Raw genomic sequence first — 15,859 nt, 5'->3', positions numbered from 1 at the left:
CTCAGCGGTGCGGCATCATGACCGGATCACTGCCGGTCGGCGCCGGCCGAACGTTCCTGCGTCACCATCAGCACCTCGTCGATACGGTCCGGACTGAGCCGGTCCCCGTCCGCGTCCGACGCCGCGATCATCAGCTCGCCGCACAGCTCGATCTCGGCGAGGGCCACGTGGTCCTCCTGGACGGTTGTCGTACTGGACGGAGCCACGTGCAATCACCTCTTCCAGCCGGAGTCGACTTCCTAGCGTAGGGAGCGATGCACGGGCTGCGCATGGCACGTCCGGACCATTTAGGCCCTGACCTTCCCGGAGTAGATGTCCCGCTCATCCGGCAGCCGCACGACCACCCGGGCCCCGAAGTCGAAGAGGACCGTGGTCGATGTCACGGCGACCGTACGGCCCTGATTGGCGAAGCTGAACCGGTGCCGGACCTTGCGCACCCGGCCCTCGTCGTCCAGATAGACGTCGAAAGGGACCACATCCTGGGTGAACCCCTTCGCCGCTGCGGCCAGCGACGCCCGCGCATGCGGCTCGGCCGCCCGGGCCGCCCGTCCGATGTCCGTCGTCCCCCTGAAGTGCCGTACCCGCCGGCCGGCCAGCTCCTCCTCACCGACGTATGTGACGTCCTGCGCGCCCCGCAGCAGTTCCGCCGCCGCCAGCGGATCGGTCGCACCGCCCGTGACCAGATTTCCGTCGTCGAGCGTGGTCGTGTCGACCCGGACCCATTTGTCGGCGGGCACACCCGCGCCCCGGTTCTTCATGTAGAGCGCACCGGGCGTCAGCAGCTCTGTGATCGGCTCGTGCCCGTCGGCACCGGCCGGGTCCTTCGGCAGCACGACCCTCAGCCGCCCCATGCGCCGCGCGAAGTCGTACCCGCCCTCACCGCGGATGGTGACCCGGGTGCCGCCGGCGGCCATCTCCATCGAGGTGCGCGCCTTGGAGCTGCCCGCCCCGGTGAGTGTGTCCGCCGCTCTGCGGACCTCGTCCGCGGGTCCACCGCCGCTGTGGTTCTCGGCGGCGGCGCCCGCGCCCGAGCACGCGCTCGTCGCCACCATCCCCACCACGGCCGCGGCGACGGCGAACGCGCCGCCCCTGCGCCTGTGCTCCTGCACCACCATCGCCTGCCAACCCCCAACACCGGACCGCCGCTTGTAGGAGTCCCGCCCCTCCCCTCGGCCCGAGGGGCCTGGGGACACCTCATTCGCATAACGACGGCCTGAGCACGTCGTCACGCGGCTGTCCGGTCACTGAGACCCCTCATGGCGCAGTACCGTGGTCCTGTGCACCAGCAGGACCGGCCCGGCGGTACCCGGGAACACATCACCACCACCGCCGAGCGCGGTGCCTTCGCGTTCGCCCGCTGCAGTTGCGGCTGGTCGGGGCCCGCGCGCAGATCCCGGGAGCGCGCCCGTACGGACGCCATGTCGCACGAAGCGACGGACTGACCCGAAGCGTCCGAAGAACGATCCGGAAACGATCCGGAAGCGGCCCGGCCGGAACTGGCGGTCCCTGGATACCGTCTCCTTCCCCAGGAGGATCCATGGACCGGCGCGCGCTGCTCACCACTGTTGTCGCTGTTGCCGCGACCGCCTGCACGGGCAAGGACCGTGACCCCGGCGGCGCGACGGGCAAGCGCACCGAAGCTCCTTCGCGCGGCACCGCGTCCGCGTCCTCCGCGCCGCCCGACTGGGGCGCCCTGGCCCGCGGGCTCGAGGGACAGCTCGTCCGGCCCGGCGACGCCGACTACCCGAGCGCGCGACAGCTCTACAACACCCGCTTCGACGCGCTGAGGCCCGCAGCCGTGGCGTATGTCGCGGGCGAGGACGACGTCAAGGAGTGCCTGGCGTACGCGAAGGCCCACGGCACCCCGGTGTCCATCCGCAACGGCGGCCACTCCTACGGCGGTTGGTCCTCCGGCAACGGCCACCTCGTCATCGACGTCTCCTCCCTCGACCGGATCGGCGCCGACGGCACCATCGGCGCCGGCGCCAAACTGATCGACGTCTACAACACTCTCGCCCGCGACGGCCGCACCATCCCGGCCGGCTCCTGCCCCACGGTCGGCGTCTCGGGCCTGGTCCTCGGTGGCGGCCATGGCGTCGCCTCGCGCGCCTACGGTCTGACCTGCGACAGCCTGACCTCCGCGAGGATCGTCACCGCCGACGGGCGGGTGCTGACGGCGAGCGCGCAGGAGAACAAGGACCTCTTCTGGGCGCTGCGTGGCGCGGGAAACGGCAACTTCGGCGTCGTGACGGGGTTCACGTTCCGTACGCATCCGGCGCCGCGGACCGTCAGCGCCTTTCTCAACTGGCCGTGGCGCAAGGCCGACAGAGTGATCGCCGCCTGGCAGCGCTGGGGTCCCGACCAGCCGGACGAGATCTGGTCCTCTCTGCATCTCGCCGCGGGCCCCGGCGGCTCCGCCCCCACCCTGTCCGTATCTGCTTTCACGCTCGGCGCCGAGAGCGACCTGCGCAACGCGCTCGACCGGCTCGCCGACCTGGTGGGTTCCTCCGCCTCGTCGGTGGCGCTGCGCCCGCGCAGCTACCGGGACGCGATGCTCGCCTACGCGGGCTGCCTGTCGTTCACCGAGGCACAGTGCCATCTGCCGGGCACCACCCCCGGCCGCTCGCCGCAGGGTGCGCTGCAGCGCGAGACATACGCCTCCGCCTCCGACTTCTACGACCGTGACATCGACGCGGCCGGGCGGCGGGCGCTGATCGCCGCAACCGAGGCGTTCACCAGGATCCCGGCGGCCGAGGGCGGCGGCTGTTCGATCGCGCTGACCGCGCTCGGCGGTGCGGTGAACCGGGTGGACCCGCTGGCGACGGCATTCGTGCACCGCCGCTCCCGGATGCTCGCCCAGTACATCGGTGCCTGGCGGGCGGGCACCGCCGGCACCGCCCAGCAGACCTGGCTGAAAGACACCCACGCGGCGATGCGGCGGCACGCGTCCGGGGCCGCGTACCAGAACTACGCGGATCCGACGCTGCGCAACTGGCGCGAGGCCTACTACGGCCCGGCGGCGGACCGGCTGACGCGGCTGAAGCGGCAGTACGACCCGGACCGTCTGTTCGCCCACCACCCGCAGGCCCTGTAGGCGCGGGCGCCCGGCAGGCGGAGCCGCGCCGGCGTCAGGCCGCCAGGTCGCTCTCGTCGTCCCCCGTGCCTGCGGTGCGCGGCTCGGGGATGCCCACCGCCTCGGGTGACGGCCCACCGGCCCCGGCCTTCCTCGACCGCACGAGGCGGCCGAAGCGTCCTGATCCGGCGACCGCCGACACCAGGGGGGTCAGCAGGGCGAGGGCGAGCGGTGCCAGCAGCAGCGCCACCGCCGTACCGAGCGCGAAGCCGCCCACGACGTCCGTCGGGTAGTGCACGCCCATGTAGACCCGGCAGAAGCCCTCGGCCATCGCCAGTGCGAGGGCGGCGAGTCCGAAACCGCGGTGCGCGACGAAGAGTCCGGCCGCGATCGCCATCGCCATCGTCGCGTGGTCGCTGACGAACGAGTAGTCGGTCTTGCCGTCCACCAGGACCTCGAGGCCCGTGTGGTTGACGAACGGGCGGGGCCGCTCGACGAAACCTCGGATGGGGATGTTGATCAGCAGAGCGACCCCGGCGGCCAGCGGCGCCCAGATCAGCCCGGCGACCGCTGAGACCGAGTCGTCGGCACTGCCGCGCCGGCGCACGCTCCACCAGCACCACAGGACCACCAGGACCAGGGCGAGCATGATGCCGTACTCGCCGACGAACTCCATGGTCCGGTCGAACCACTCAGGGGCGTCCTTGGCCAGACCGTTGATGTCGTAGAGCAGGCCGACATCCGGGTTCGACCCGTTCGCGGCGACTGTCGCTGCGAGTCCAGCCATCTCCTGCGGCCCCTTGCCTTGTTGCCTGCCGGCGCACGGGGTGTGCGCCGCGTCCGTGAACCCCCGTGGTCGGTGCGGTGTCTGCTGCATGGTCAGTGCGGCCGGCCTGTCCCCCCAGGAAACGACCCGTGGCGCGGCGACGTTCCACTCTCCACGGAACGATCACCATGACGTTATCGAAGAGTGACACGTCGTTGCAGCTCAGAGAGGTGCCACGGGGTCGGTTCCAGCCGGTGCGCCGGGCTTTTCATGCTTCCGGCGCGGCCTCGGGAGCGTCAGCCGGAAGGTCGGTGGGCAGTGCCCGGGCGCCGTCCTCTGTGACACGGGTCGCGCCGAAATAGTCCGGTGTGTCGATCTTGTCGAACCGGATCACCGCCCCGGTGTACGGAGCGTTGATCATGTACCCGCCGCCAACATAGAGCCCCACATGCCGGATGGCGCGAGAATTGGTCAGGTCGTCGGAGAAGAAGACGAGGTCCCCCGGCAGCAGTTCGTCGCGCGCGGGATGCGGTCCCGCGTTGTACTGGTCGTTGGCGACGCGCGGCAGCTCGATCCCCACCGTCCGGTACGCGGCCTGGGTGAGCCCGGAACAGTCGAACCGCCCACCCTGCTCGGGCGTTCCGTTCCCGCCCCAGAGGTACTTGGTACCGAGCTTCTGCTGCGCGAAGTAGATGGCCCCGGCCGCCTGCCGCGACGGCTCGACCCGCCCGACGGGCCGGGCGAAGCTCTTCTCGAGGGTGCGGATGACCTTCACATAGTTCTGCGTCTCACGGTACGGCGGGACTCCGCCGTACTTGATGACCGCGTACGCCCCCGCGTTGTACGCGGCCAGCATGTTGTCGGTCGGATCGCCCGGCGCCTTCTTGACGTACCCGGCGAGCTCGCAGTCGTACGAGGCGGCGGACGGAATCGCGTCGGCCGGGTCCCACACGTCGCGGTCACCGTCCTTGTCCCCGTCGATGCCGTGCGTGGCCCAGGTGCCGGGGATGAACTGCGCGATGCCCTGCGCGGCGGCCTGGCTCTGCGCCCGGGGGTTCCAGCCGCTCTCCTGGTAGAGCTGGGCGGCGAGCAGCGCGGGGTTGATGGCGGGGCAGAGATTGCCCCACTTCTGCACGAGCGGCTGATACCGGGCGGGCACGGCCCCCTTGGCCAGCCCGACGGCCCCGTTCTTGCCGCCCGCCCCGCCGATCAGCCCGGCGGCGGCGGAGTACGTGCCGACGACGAGCAGCGCGACGAAGCTCAGACACAGCCCGATCGACGCTCCCGCGACCAGCCACGCCTTACGCACCGTCAACCACCCTTCACGTCACGGCAGTCCACCCTGCGCCAGTGTAGGCGGACCATCCGCTCGGACCGTGGCTCGCCGCTACCGCTTGCGGCCCACCCCGCCGAACATCGCCACCTCGTCCGGGTTCGCCGGGTCGCCCGCGTCCGGCCGCCAGCGGTTGCACGACACCACACCGGGTGCCAGCAGCTCCAGGCCGTCGAAGTAACGCTCCACCTGCTCCGGCGTGCGCTGGGTGAGCTTGGGCGTGCCGTGCTCGTTCCAGAACGCGACCGCCGCGTCCACATCGGGCATCGCCGGACTGGTGATCGTGTGGGACAGCACGAGATGGCTGCCGGACGGCAGCGCGTCCATGAGCCGGCGCACGACGTCGTACGACTCCTCATGGTCCTCGACGAAGATGACCACGCCCAGCAGCATCAGCGCGACGGGCTGCTTGAAGTCCAGTGTCTGCGCCGCGCGCTCCAGGATCGTGTCGACGTCGCGCAGATCGGCGTCGAGATAGTCGGTGCGGCCCTCGGGCGAACTGGTGAGCAGGGCGCGGGCGTGCGCGAGGACGAGCGGGTCGTTGTCGACGTACACGATCCGCGCATCGGGCGTGACGCGCTGGGCCACCTCATGGGTGTTGTCGGCGCTCGGCAGCCCCGTACCGATGTCCAGGAACTGCCGGATCCCGGCCTCGGCCGCGAGATACCGCACCGAGCGCCCGAGGAACCTGCGGTCGGCCAAGGCGTACTCGCCGATCCCGGGATGCAGCTCCCGGATCTGGTCACCGGCTTCGCGGTCGACCACGTAGTTGTCCTTGCCGCCGGTCCAGTAGTTCCAGATCCGAGCGGTGTGCGGGCGGGAGGTGTCGATCCTGGCGAGGAGGTCCGCTTCATCGGTCACGCGCGACAGAGTAACCAACTCTGGTCAATTACTGCTGAGTTGGCTCACTTTTGATCGCCGCGGTACCGCAAGCACGGCGATCGGGCGGAACAGGGGGCGCCGGCCGGTGACGGCAGGCGCTCGAGCGGCGTTCCCCGGTATGCCCAGGACGCGTAACCCAACAGCACTTTCGACCGTTCCCGTGGGGTACGTACCGCTACGCCACAAAAGGAGCGAATTCCGCAATGAGGATCCCGCGCCAGCTGGCCGTCACCATCAACCACGGTCTCGACGAGTGGGTACCCCCGGCCATCCGGGACGCCAAGTGGTTCATGCGCCCCGCCATGAAGGCACTGTTCCGCGACCGGACGGACGACTTCGCCACCTTCAAGGACAAGGCATTCGGCCTGAGCGAGCGGGAGTTCTCCGATGTGTACCGCCGGGTCGCGCCGGTCCTCATCGACCGCGAGACGGACCTCAACCACAGGTGCATTCAGCGGATCCTGGGGGCCGTCGCGGGCAGCACGGTGCTCGAGGCAGGTACCGGGCGCGGCTATCTCTCCGGGTTGCTGAGCCGCAGTTTCGATGTCACGGGAACGGACATCATCGTCCCGGTCGAGGTACGCGAGCGTTACCCTCGGGTCACGTTCCAGGAGGCCAATGTCGAGTCGCTGCCTTTCCCCGACGACTCCTTCGACACGGTTGTGTGCACCCACACCCTGGAGCATGTGCAGAACCTGCAGGCCGCCGTACGGGAATTGCGGCGGGTCGCCAAGGACCGGCTGATCATCGTGGTTCCGCGGCAGCGTCCGTACAAGCACAGCTTCGATCTGCACATTCACTTCTTTCCCTACGCCTGGTCCCTGCAGTCGCACTTCGGTTACCGCGACCACTGCCGGGTCACGTTGATCGGCGACTGGTTCTACGTCGAGGACAACCCCGTGGCGGAGCTGGGCGATCACCGCCGATCTCTCCGTCATCAGCCCCTGCCGCAACGAGGGTGAGGAATTCGGTCCTCACGACGACGGGCCACAAGTCATACAAGCCATCAGGCAGAGGACATTGAGGCACTCTCTGCCTGATCCTCCATTCGGAGGGTAGTGGCCACCCCGAGGGGGCATCCGGAGTCAAATCCGGGAGGTTTCTGGCATCTTGAGAGTCGCAGCCAGCAGCTACCGGAAGGGCGTCATGCAAGCACTGCCCGCATCGACTGTCGCGCCCCAGAAATCCCCAGACGATGAACATTCACCGTCGAGGCCGGCCCTCAAAATCCGATCCACCACAGCATGGTGGATCTGGGCTCTGGCAGGAGCATTTTTCTTTTCGTACATGATGCTGTCGTTGCGCATCCACCAGCAAATGCTCTCCTACAGCTATGACTTGGGAATCTTCGAACAGGTCGTCCGTTCCTATGCCGAAGGACACCTGCCGGTATCCGAACTGAGAGGACCGGACTACCCGGTCCTGGGAGAACATTTCTCCCCCATCCTGGCCCTCTTGACTCCTTTCTACATGCTGTGGCCGTCGCCGATGCTCCTGCTCGTGGCGCAGGCATTGCTGATCGCCATCAGCGTGGTGCCCTTGACCTTCTGGGCACGCCGAGCACTTGGGGACGAGGCAGCCGCGTTCATCGGCGTCAGCTACGGCCTCTCCTGGGGTATTGCCGCGGCGGTGGGCTTCGACTTCCATGAAGTGGCGTTCGCAGCCCCCTTGCTCGCCTTCTCGCTGACCGCTCTTGGAGAGAACCGGTCACGTACCGCGGTGTTCTGGGTACTGCCTCTGGTTCTGATCAAGGAAGACCTCGGACTGATGGTGGCCGTGATCGGCATCATCATTGCCTGCCGCGGGGAACGAAAGCTCGGATTCCTCACGATCGCGTACGGTCTGGGCGCCACCGCACTCGAGATGCTGGTGATCATGCCGGCCCTGGCTCCCAGCGACTCCTACTTCCACTTCTCCTGGCTGAGCAGTTCCGGAGGCAACGGGCCGGGGGATCTGCTGTACCGGTACACGATCGGGCTCATCACCCCGCAGCAGAAGATCACCACCCTCCTGCTCCTTCTGTCCCCGACTCTCTTTCTGGCCCTGCGATCCCCGCTGCTGTGGGTTGCGCTGCCCACCGTTCTCTGGCGCTTCGCTTCGAACCTTTCGTCCCACTGGGACACGTTCGGACACTACTCGCTCGTCCTGATGCCCATCGTCTTCGCGGCTTTCATCGATGCCCTGCGGAAACGACGCGCAAGGAAAGGCAGCGTACGGAGATACACCGTGGGCGCCGCCGCGATCTGCCTCCTGCTGCTCCCGCACTTTCCCATGTGGAAGATCATCCAGGCTTCCACATGGCGGACCGACCCCCGAATCGCCGTTGCTCACAGCATGATGAGCCAGATCCCCGACGGTGCCACCGTTCAGACCTCGAACCAGCTGGGGCCTCATTTGACCGGCCGTACCAGTGTGAGTCTCCTCGGCTACTTCAGCAGCCGCCCCGACCCTCAATGGATCATGGTGGACACCTGGGTGACACCGGATCGACGATGGCCGCTGAATGCATTCCAGGAGAGAAGTCTTCTCGACAACGCCCGCGCTCGCGGATATCGAACGGTGGACGCACGAGAGGGCTTCGTACTGCTCAGCCGTTGACAGCGGGAGAGCCGTGGGCTTCTTCGTTCGAGGCCGGGGCGCGTGGGTTCAGGCGCTCCGGCCCGGGGCGGTGTCCCTGCCTGACCACCACAACCGGAGCGGCTTCGGGGGGACTTCACCGCGCAGGCTCACCGAACGGCTCAACCCTCGCGTGTTGTGGCCCACTTCACCGCATTCATCCGTACATAGTGCGGCATGAAACGAACCCGGACGGCGCTGCTCTGCGCCGCCATCCTGATCGCGGCGACTCTCCAGATCGCGGCGACTCTCCAGATCAGGGCCGGAGTCGCCGCCCCCGACCGAGAACAACGCGTCTGTGCCGGCTCCTCGAAACCCGCAGGTCAGGCCCGCCAGGTTGTCGACGTCGCAAAGCGGGCCCAGAAGGACCTCGACCTCGAAGCGGTGCTCCTGCGGGTCACTGAGGGCGGCAAGGAGATCGTCACCGCCGCACTCGGCGAGTCCATGACCGGCGTCCCCGCCACAGCGGCCATGAACTTCCGGGCCGGATCGGTGGCCATCGCCTACATGGGCACCATCCTGCTCCAGCTCGTCGACGAGAAGAAGGCCGGCCTCGACGACCCCGTCTCCCGCTGGCTGCCCGACGTTCCGCACGGGGCCGAGATCACTCTGCGCGACCTCGGCAGTTCCACCTCGGGCCTCAGGGACTACGTCACCGACCCCGCATTCATCGCCGCGTTCTACGCCAACCCCTTCCGGCAGTGGACGCCCGAGCAAGTCCTCGCCTTCTCGCTCAGCCACCCCCTGTGGTACGAGCCCGGCACCAACTGGAGCTACTCGCACGCCAACTTCCAGTTCCTCGGCGCCGCCCTCGAGAAGATCAGCGGCGAACCGCTGGACAAGCTGCTCGAGAAACGCGTCCTGGGCCCCCTCGGACTGCACGGCACCCGCAACAGCTTCACCCCCGAGATCCCCTCACCCGTCCTGCACTCCTTCGACGCCGAACGCGGCACCTACGAGGAATCCACTTTCTGGAATCCCTCGTGGACCACTGCGCCCGGCGCGGTCATCACGACGAACATCTGCGACCTGGCCCGCTCGGCCCAGGCCATCGGCAGCGGAGAACTGCTCTCGAAGCGCGCCTACGAAGTGCAGCTCAACCCCGGGACCGTCGGCCTCGGCCGCCCCACCTCCACCTGTCCCGCCAGCGTCTGCCGGCGGAACACCGAGGCCATGCACTTCGGGGTGGGCCTCATCGTGGAGAAAGGCTGGATCCTGCAGAACCCGTCGTTCGCCGGATATGCCGCCGTCCAGGCCTACCTCCCCGCCGAACGGCTCTCCGTCGCGGTCGCCACGACCGTGGGGCGCAAGGCCCCCGGGAACAACACGGCCCAGACCGTCGCCCAGCGCATTGCCGAACTCCTCGCCCCCGGACACCCACTGACGAACGGGTGACCCACTGGCCGAAACCGCGCGACCCGACAGGGGGGTCGGGACCGGCCCACCGCTACTGTGTGTGACGCAGCCCAGAAGGCTGAGGTCAGATCCCCTCCGGTGACCACGGAGGGGCCGGCAACACAGGAGCACAAGTGAAGAATGCAGCGAACGCGGCCACCGCGTCCGACACACAGAACGGGGAGAGCGTTCAGCCGAGGCCCGGGGGCACCCGGAGAAACGGGGATGCCGGCGGGACGCTGGCGACGGTGACCTTCATCGCGCTCATCGCCATCGCGATCAGCCTGCTCGGATACATGGTGGCCATCCGCTGATGCCGTTGCGGCGGCGCGGAGTCCACAACGACTCCGTGCCGCCCTTCGCGTACAAAGGCCTCTGCGCCGTCTCCACCCGGTTCAGCCTGTCGTCGAGGCGGACGCGGGCCGGACCCCACCGCGGCCGGACTCTGGCTCCCGAGGTTACCCGTAGGTAGCGTGTGCGCCGTACACCCATCTGCAAGACTCAGGCACGGAGAGGCAGCGCGACATGACGGCACCCGAGGCGTTCTTCGAGCGGCTCTCCGAGAACCGCTTCGCGTCCACCGAACACACCCGTGGCCCCTGGGACGCGAGCTCCCAGCACGCCGGGCCGCCCGCCGCGCTGCTCGGCCGGGCCGTGGAGGAACGCCCGGGAGCGCGTACGGACATGCGGCTGGCCCGGATCACGTTCGAGATCGTGCGCCCCGTACCGATACGGCCGCTGGAAGTGGCCACGACCGTGCTGCGCGCCGGACGGGGCGTGGAAGTCGTCGAGGCCACCCTGGCACCCGAGGGCGAAGCCCCCGTCATGATGGCCAGAGCTCTGCGCATCAGGACGACCGAGGACCCCGGCCCGGCGGTGGCGGAAGGGCCACAGCAGCCCTCGCCCGGCCAGACCGCCGCCACTCCCTTCTTCGACGTTCCGTGGGACATCGGCTACCACACCGCGATGGACACCCGGTTCACCGAAGGCGCCTTCATGGACCGGGGCCCCGGGACCTGCTGGATGCGGATGCGCGTACCGCTCGTCGCAGGCGAGGAGATCCGCCCGCTGGACCGCGTCCTCGTCGCCGCCGACTCCGGGAACGGGATCAGCAACGTCCTCGACTTCAACCGGCACGTGTTCATCAACGCGGACCTGACGGTCCATCTGCACCGTCACCCGGTGGGTGAGTGGGTGTGCGTCGAGGCCCGCACGAGCGTGGACGCCGCCGGGATCGGCCTGGCGGACGCCCAACTGCACGATGAAAAGGGCCCGATCGGACGAAGCGCCCAGAGCCTGTTCGTGGCCCCCCGCTGACGTCCCGCCGTCGCCCCGTCCCGGCCGGTGCCCCGGTCCCGCCCCGAGCCCGCATCACGTCCGGTGCGGGCTCACGGTTTCCGCCCCTGGGTGCCACAACGACAGTAATTGCCCGGAGTCACGCAGCGTGATACACAGAGTGACGATGCCTGTACGAACATCGAACCATGCCACACCGTCGCAGGTCAGAGCCATGCCCTCGGTCATACGTGCGGAGATCGGGTAAAGAGACCCTCCAAGTCGGCATACGTGGGCGGTTTCATCAGCGAAGATAGAACGACGGCCCATGCCGAGGGGCAGGGCACCGAACAACCCAACAGGGGCGGTGAGTTACATGATCCTGGCAGCCGAAAAGGGCGACATCACCACCATCATCGGCGGAATCGCCCCGAACTGGGGGCCTTTCGGAAGCTTGGGCAACGAGGCTCGAGTGATGATCGAGGTCGTGATGGCCATTGCCATCCTCCTCTGCCTCGGCATCGCGATCTGGGGCGCAGCCAAACAGCGCATCGGCGCGACGGCTCTCCGCGACACGTTCAGCGCCGAGCAGGGCAAGGGCCTGATCGTCGCCGGGCTGACTGGCGTCTTCATCATCGGGTCGCTGGGGACGTTGTTCACCATCGTGTACGGAATGGCCGTATAGCCACCCCTCAGTCCCTCCGAGGTTGCACTCCCTGATGTCGAGTCACCACACCGCCTCCGCGCGGCAACCAGCACAGCCACGGCCGGCGTACTACGTCGTGGCAGCACCGCACACGGCTGAGGGGGCATTCGCGGCATGAGCTTCGGCGACGAGCACGACGACGGTTTCGGAGCGGGCAGCGGCACGGGCGGTTCGGGCCAGACCCGCACGCGGCTGCCCGAGAGCACCGCAAGCGACGTCTACGGCGGCGCGCGCCGCCCCGTGCGCAACTCCCGCTCGCTCATCACTGTGGTGGGCGTTGTCGTGCTGCTCATCGCGGCGATCGCCTTCGCGAACCAGGGCGGCGGTGGTTCGGACGGGGCGAGCGGCGGCGGCAGCAAGGGCGCGGGCGCGGAGCCGACGGCGGCGACGGGGGTGAGACCGGTGAAGGGGAAGGCCGGGGAGATCCCTACGGGGTACGCGAAGGACGAGCAGGGGGCGCAGAGCGCTGCCGCGAACTACGCGGTGGCGCTCGTTTCCGCCGACATCCTGAAGCCGGACCTCCGTCGCGAGATCGTCCGCCGGGTGTTCGTCAGCAGTAAGACCACCGAGCTCCAGGCCAAGCTCGACCAGGCCTACAACAAAGAGTTCCTCGAGAAGGTCGGCCTCGACACGAACGGAAACGCCCCGGCAGGAATGACATACGTGTCCCGCACTGCACCTGTGGGGACCAAGGTCACGGAGTACACGGACGCGGCTGCCACCGTTGAGGTGTGGTGCACCGGCGTGTTCGGAACCGCCGGTGTCAGCTCGACCAACCCCGTGACCAACGACTGGTTCACCATGACGCTCAGGCTCCAGTGGGTGGGGGGCGACTGGAGAGTCGAGAGCTTCTCCCAGAAAGATGGCCCTGCGCCTGTGAGCGCCGACCGTACAGCCTCGGATGCCGAAGAGATCGCCAAGGCGGTCGAGCAGTACGGAGGGTTCACGTATGCCCGATAGCCAGCGGCTCTTGCTCAAGGCCACGGCTGTCCTCGCGGCCGTCCACACGGCAGGCGTGCTCATGGCAACGCGCGCCGTCGCAGCCCCCTCCCCGACGCCGACGCCGTCCAACAAGGACCAGTGCGACCTCATCGTCGGCCCCGCCCGGGACTACTGTGAAGACGGCGACGGCCGCGCCCCCGGTGGGCGTTCCTCGCTCACCGACCCCGCCGACGCCCTCGACCCCCTCAGCTCCCTCGCCCGCGGCTGCGCCGACGCCGCCGCCTGGACCGTCGACACGCTTTCCAAGGCCGTGAAGTCCACCGCCTCCGTCGACTTCACCAACACCACCTTCCTGTCCCAGTACGCGGTCGTCTTCGCCGCCGCCACCATCCTCACGCTCATCCTGTGGCTGCTCGCCGTCGCCAAGCGCGCCATCCGCGGCGTACCGCTCACCACCGCCGTCTCCGAGGCCGTCGGGTTCCTCTGGCTCACGGTCCTGGCGTCCGCCTTCACGCCGCTGATCCTCTACACACTCGTCTCCGCGACCGACGGCGTCACCGAGGTCATCGCCGGCGGCACCACCGGGCAGACCGACCTGTTCTTCGGGAACTTCTCGGGCGCCCTCAAGAAGGACACCGAGATCGGCGGCGGCCCGATCATGCTGATCGTCGTCTCGCTCGTGACGATCCTCGCCGCCGGTGTGCTCTACCTCGAACTCTTCATCCGCGCCGTGCTGCTCTACGTCGGCGCCCTGCTCGGCGTCGTCGTCTACGCCGGCCTCGTCGACAAGAACATGTGGGGCCACGTCCGCCGGTGGGCCGGGATCATGATCGCGATCATCCTGGTCAAGCCGGTGATCGTCATCGTCCTCGGGCTCGCCGGTGCGCTCTCCGCCGACGACGGGCCCGACTCGTTCTCCGCCGTCGTGTCCGGTCTCGCGATCATCCTGCTCGCCATCTTCGCCTCCACGATGATCTACCGCTTCGTCCCCGGCTTCGGCGACGAGATCGCCAACTCCCGCAACAACCGTCTCCAGAACGGCGCCGAGAACGCCGCCGCCGCCGTCATAAGCTCCCCTGCCGCCCTCGTCTCCCAGGGCATCAAGACCCACAGCACCCGCGGCAACCCGGGTGGCGGCCACGACAACAGGGGCACGGCCGCCCGTCCCGCCAACCCCATCAGCGGCGGCGTCGCAGCGCACGGCAACCGCGGCAGCGGCGGGGCCGCGCCCGCGCCCCGTAACAGCAGCCCGACCAGCGGCACTCCGCACAGCAACCGCAACAGCACTGGAGGTGGAGGACGTTGACGACGCAGTCCCAACCCATCACGCCCCGCCGTACGTATCTGATCGGCCGCGCACGGCCGAACGCTGTCGTCGGCAAGAACCGCGAGACCGGCGAGATCGCGCTGATCATTGCCGGTGCGTTCCTCGGCATGATGAGCGGGCTGCTGGTCCCCGTCCTGTCCCTGCGGATCGTGCTGCTGATGGGCTTCCCGCTGGTCGCGCTCGCCGCCGTCTACGTCCCGTACAAACAGCGCACCTTCTACAAGTGGTTCGAGATCAACCGCAGCTACAAGCGCACCCTGCGCAAGGGCACCCTCTACCGCTCCCGTACGACCGAGGCCGGCACCCGGCTCGACGGCCGGGAGGTCGAGGTCGGCCCGCCCCCCGGCATCGGCCGGATCAACTGGCTCGCGGCCCCTTTCGGGCCCGACGAGATCGCCGTACTGCTGCACGCCGACCGGCGCACCGTCACCGCGGCCATCGAGATCGAGGGCCCGGGCGTCGGACTGCGCGACAGCGAGGACCAGGAAGCCCTCGTCGACCGCTTCGGCACCCTGCTCAAGCATGTCGCCAATGGTGACGGCTTCGTGACCCGTCTTCAGATGCTCGCCCGCACGCTGCCGGCCGACCCCGACGCCCACGCCAAGGACGTCGCCCAGCGCGGCGACCCGGCCTCCCCCGGCTGGCTCCAGCAGTCCTACGAGCAGCTCCAGTCGATGGTCTCCACCTCCAGCGAGCAGCACCGCGCCTATCTCGTCGCCTGCATGCACTACTCCCGCGACCTGGCCGCCGAGGCACACGCCATGGCCCGCGCCGCCCGGCACACCACCGGAGCCAGGAAGCTCGACAAGGACGCCGGTCTCGCCGTCGTCATGGCCCGTGAGCTCACCGACATCTGCGCCCGCCTCGCCGAGGCCGACATCCGCGTACGCCAGCCGCTCGGCCAGTCCCGGCTCGCCTCGCTCGTCCACTCCATGTACGACCCGGACCACCCCATCGACCACATCCAGGCGATGACGAAGCGGAACTCCTGGCCGGCCGAACTGGACGCCGTGGAACCCACCTACCTCCAGGCCAAGACCCGCGAGTCGTCCACCCGGGCCCCCTGGTGTCACTCCACCGCGTGGGTGAAGGAATGGCCGATGACCCCGGTCGGCGTCAACTTCCTTGCCCCGCTGCTCGTCCACACCCCCGATGTGATCCGCACGGTCGCGGTCACCATGGACCTGGAGCCCACCGAGGTCGCCATCGAGCGCATGCTCACCGAGAAGACCAACGACGAGGCGGACGCCAGCCGCGCCGCCAAGATGAACCGGACCGTCGACCCGCGCGACATCGCCGCGCACGGACGGCTCGACCAGCGGGGTGAAGATCTCGCAAGCGGTGCGGCGGGCGTCAATCTCGTCGGGTACATCACAGTGTCGGCGCGTTCGCCCGAGGCCCTGGCCAGGGACAAGCGCACGATCAGGGCCTCGGCCGGCAAGTCCTATCTCAAGCTGGAATGGTGCGACCGCGAACACCACCGGGCCTTTGTGAACACCTTGCCGTTCGCGACCGGCATCCGACGCTGACCGAGAGGGCAGTCC

General features: G+C 68.7%; 16 protein-coding genes. 11 read left to right on the top strand and 5 right to left on the bottom strand.

Annotated features, from left to right (window positions below; all coding sequences use genetic code 11):
- Positions 1–26: 26 nt before the first annotated feature.
- Complete coding sequence (locus tag OHS70_RS19515) at positions 27–206, bottom strand: hypothetical protein (RefSeq protein WP_328399069.1); 180 nt, start codon at positions 204–206, stop codon at positions 27–29.
- Positions 207–287: 81 nt separating this feature from the next.
- The gene (locus OHS70_RS19510) at positions 288–1,115 is read right to left on the bottom strand and encodes a hypothetical protein (protein ID WP_328399068.1); all 828 of its coding nucleotides are present in this window, start codon (positions 1,113–1,115) and stop codon (positions 288–290) included.
- 141 nt (positions 1,116–1,256) lie between these two features.
- Between OHS70_RS19510 and OHS70_RS19505 the strand changes: the two genes are divergently transcribed.
- Positions 1,257–1,442, top strand: coding sequence for a hypothetical protein (locus OHS70_RS19505; protein ID WP_328399067.1), 186 nt, complete (start codon positions 1,257–1,259; stop codon positions 1,440–1,442).
- Positions 1,443–1,537: 95 nt separating this feature from the next.
- Positions 1,538–3,094, top strand: coding sequence for an FAD-binding oxidoreductase (locus tag OHS70_RS19500; protein WP_328399066.1), 1,557 nt, complete (start codon positions 1,538–1,540; stop codon positions 3,092–3,094).
- Between the two features lie 34 nt (positions 3,095–3,128).
- Here OHS70_RS19500 and OHS70_RS19495 read toward each other — a convergent pair whose 3' ends face one another.
- From OHS70_RS19495 to OHS70_RS19485, 3 genes are all read right to left on the bottom strand, one after another.
- Positions 3,129–3,860 carry a phosphatase PAP2 family protein gene (locus OHS70_RS19495; protein WP_328399065.1) on the bottom strand — a complete coding sequence of 244 codons (732 nt, stop codon included), beginning with the start codon at positions 3,858–3,860 and terminating at the stop codon, positions 3,129–3,131.
- 247 nt (positions 3,861–4,107) lie between these two features.
- Positions 4,108–5,148, bottom strand: a complete 1,041-nt coding sequence (locus OHS70_RS19490) for a C40 family peptidase (protein WP_328399064.1) — start codon at positions 5,146–5,148, stop codon at positions 4,108–4,110.
- 78 nt (positions 5,149–5,226) lie between these two features.
- Positions 5,227–6,042 carry an SAM-dependent methyltransferase gene (locus OHS70_RS19485; RefSeq protein ID WP_443062749.1) on the bottom strand — a complete coding sequence of 272 codons (816 nt, stop codon included), beginning with the start codon at positions 6,040–6,042 and terminating at the stop codon, positions 5,227–5,229.
- A gap of 215 nt (positions 6,043–6,257) precedes the next feature.
- On the opposite strand from OHS70_RS19485, the gene OHS70_RS19480 reads away from it, so the two are divergent.
- The 9 genes from OHS70_RS19480 (at position 6,258) to OHS70_RS19440 (ending at position 15,844) form a co-directional block, all read left to right on the top strand.
- A complete protein-coding gene (locus OHS70_RS19480) occupies positions 6,258–7,016 on the top strand; it encodes a class I SAM-dependent methyltransferase (RefSeq protein ID WP_328399062.1) in 759 nt (252 codons plus the stop codon).
- Positions 7,017–7,341: 325 nt separating this feature from the next.
- Complete coding sequence (locus OHS70_RS19475; protein ID WP_328399061.1) at positions 7,342–8,652, top strand: DUF2079 domain-containing protein; 1,311 nt, start codon at positions 7,342–7,344, stop codon at positions 8,650–8,652.
- A 195-nt stretch (positions 8,653–8,847) separates the two neighbouring features.
- Positions 8,848–10,065 (top strand): serine hydrolase domain-containing protein, encoded by a 1,218-nt coding sequence (locus OHS70_RS19470; RefSeq protein WP_328399060.1) that lies wholly within the window; start codon positions 8,848–8,850, stop codon positions 10,063–10,065.
- Positions 10,066–10,199: 134 nt separating this feature from the next.
- On the top strand, positions 10,200–10,379 hold the full coding sequence (locus OHS70_RS19465) for a hypothetical protein (protein ID WP_328399059.1): 180 nt from the start codon (positions 10,200–10,202) through the stop codon (positions 10,377–10,379).
- 211 nt (positions 10,380–10,590) lie between these two features.
- Positions 10,591–11,382 (top strand): thioesterase family protein, encoded by a 792-nt coding sequence (locus tag OHS70_RS19460; RefSeq protein ID WP_328399058.1) that lies wholly within the window; start codon positions 10,591–10,593, stop codon positions 11,380–11,382.
- 334 nt (positions 11,383–11,716) lie between these two features.
- Positions 11,717–12,025: a hypothetical protein gene (locus OHS70_RS19455; protein ID WP_005315450.1), complete on the top strand. Its 309-nt coding sequence runs from the start codon at positions 11,717–11,719 to the stop codon at positions 12,023–12,025.
- 135 nt (positions 12,026–12,160) lie between these two features.
- Positions 12,161–13,006, top strand: coding sequence for a hypothetical protein (locus tag OHS70_RS19450; RefSeq protein ID WP_328399057.1), 846 nt, complete (start codon positions 12,161–12,163; stop codon positions 13,004–13,006).
- The gene (locus OHS70_RS19445; protein ID WP_328399056.1) at positions 12,996–14,294 is read left to right on the top strand and encodes a hypothetical protein; all 1,299 of its coding nucleotides are present in this window, start codon (positions 12,996–12,998) and stop codon (positions 14,292–14,294) included. Before OHS70_RS19450 ends, OHS70_RS19445 begins: the two co-directional genes overlap by 11 nt.
- A complete protein-coding gene (locus tag OHS70_RS19440) occupies positions 14,291–15,844 on the top strand; it encodes an SCO6880 family protein (protein WP_328399055.1) in 1,554 nt (517 codons plus the stop codon). The genes OHS70_RS19445 and OHS70_RS19440 overlap by 4 nt, the downstream gene beginning before the upstream one ends.
- Positions 15,845–15,859: the final 15 nt, after the last annotated feature.

The sequence above is a fragment of the Streptomyces sp. NBC_00390 genome (assembly GCF_036057275.1).
Lineage (GTDB): Bacteria > Actinomycetota > Actinomycetes > Streptomycetales > Streptomycetaceae > Streptomyces.
This window is presented reverse-complemented; position numbering and strand designations above follow the sequence as displayed.

Coding starts and splice junctions, on each gene's coding strand:
- OHS70_RS19510 (WP_328399068.1), bottom strand. CDS start 1,115: ATGGTGGTGCAGGAGCACAGGCGCAGGGGCGGCGCGTTCGCCGTCGCC.
- OHS70_RS19505 (WP_328399067.1), top strand. CDS start 1,257: ATGGCGCAGTACCGTGGTCCTGTGCACCAGCAGGACCGGCCCGGCGGT.
- OHS70_RS19500 (WP_328399066.1), top strand. CDS start 1,538: ATGGACCGGCGCGCGCTGCTCACCACTGTTGTCGCTGTTGCCGCGACC.
- OHS70_RS19495 (WP_328399065.1), bottom strand. CDS start 3,860: ATGGCTGGACTCGCAGCGACAGTCGCCGCGAACGGGTCGAACCCGGAT.
- OHS70_RS19480 (WP_328399062.1), top strand. CDS start 6,258: ATGAGGATCCCGCGCCAGCTGGCCGTCACCATCAACCACGGTCTCGAC.
- OHS70_RS19475 (WP_328399061.1), top strand. CDS start 7,342: ATGATGCTGTCGTTGCGCATCCACCAGCAAATGCTCTCCTACAGCTAT.
- OHS70_RS19470 (WP_328399060.1), top strand. CDS start 8,848: ATGAAACGAACCCGGACGGCGCTGCTCTGCGCCGCCATCCTGATCGCG.
- OHS70_RS19460 (WP_328399058.1), top strand. CDS start 10,591: ATGACGGCACCCGAGGCGTTCTTCGAGCGGCTCTCCGAGAACCGCTTC.
- OHS70_RS19455 (WP_005315450.1), top strand. CDS start 11,717: ATGATCCTGGCAGCCGAAAAGGGCGACATCACCACCATCATCGGCGGA.
- OHS70_RS19450 (WP_328399057.1), top strand. CDS start 12,161: ATGAGCTTCGGCGACGAGCACGACGACGGTTTCGGAGCGGGCAGCGGC.
- OHS70_RS19445 (WP_328399056.1), top strand. CDS start 12,996: ATGCCCGATAGCCAGCGGCTCTTGCTCAAGGCCACGGCTGTCCTCGCG.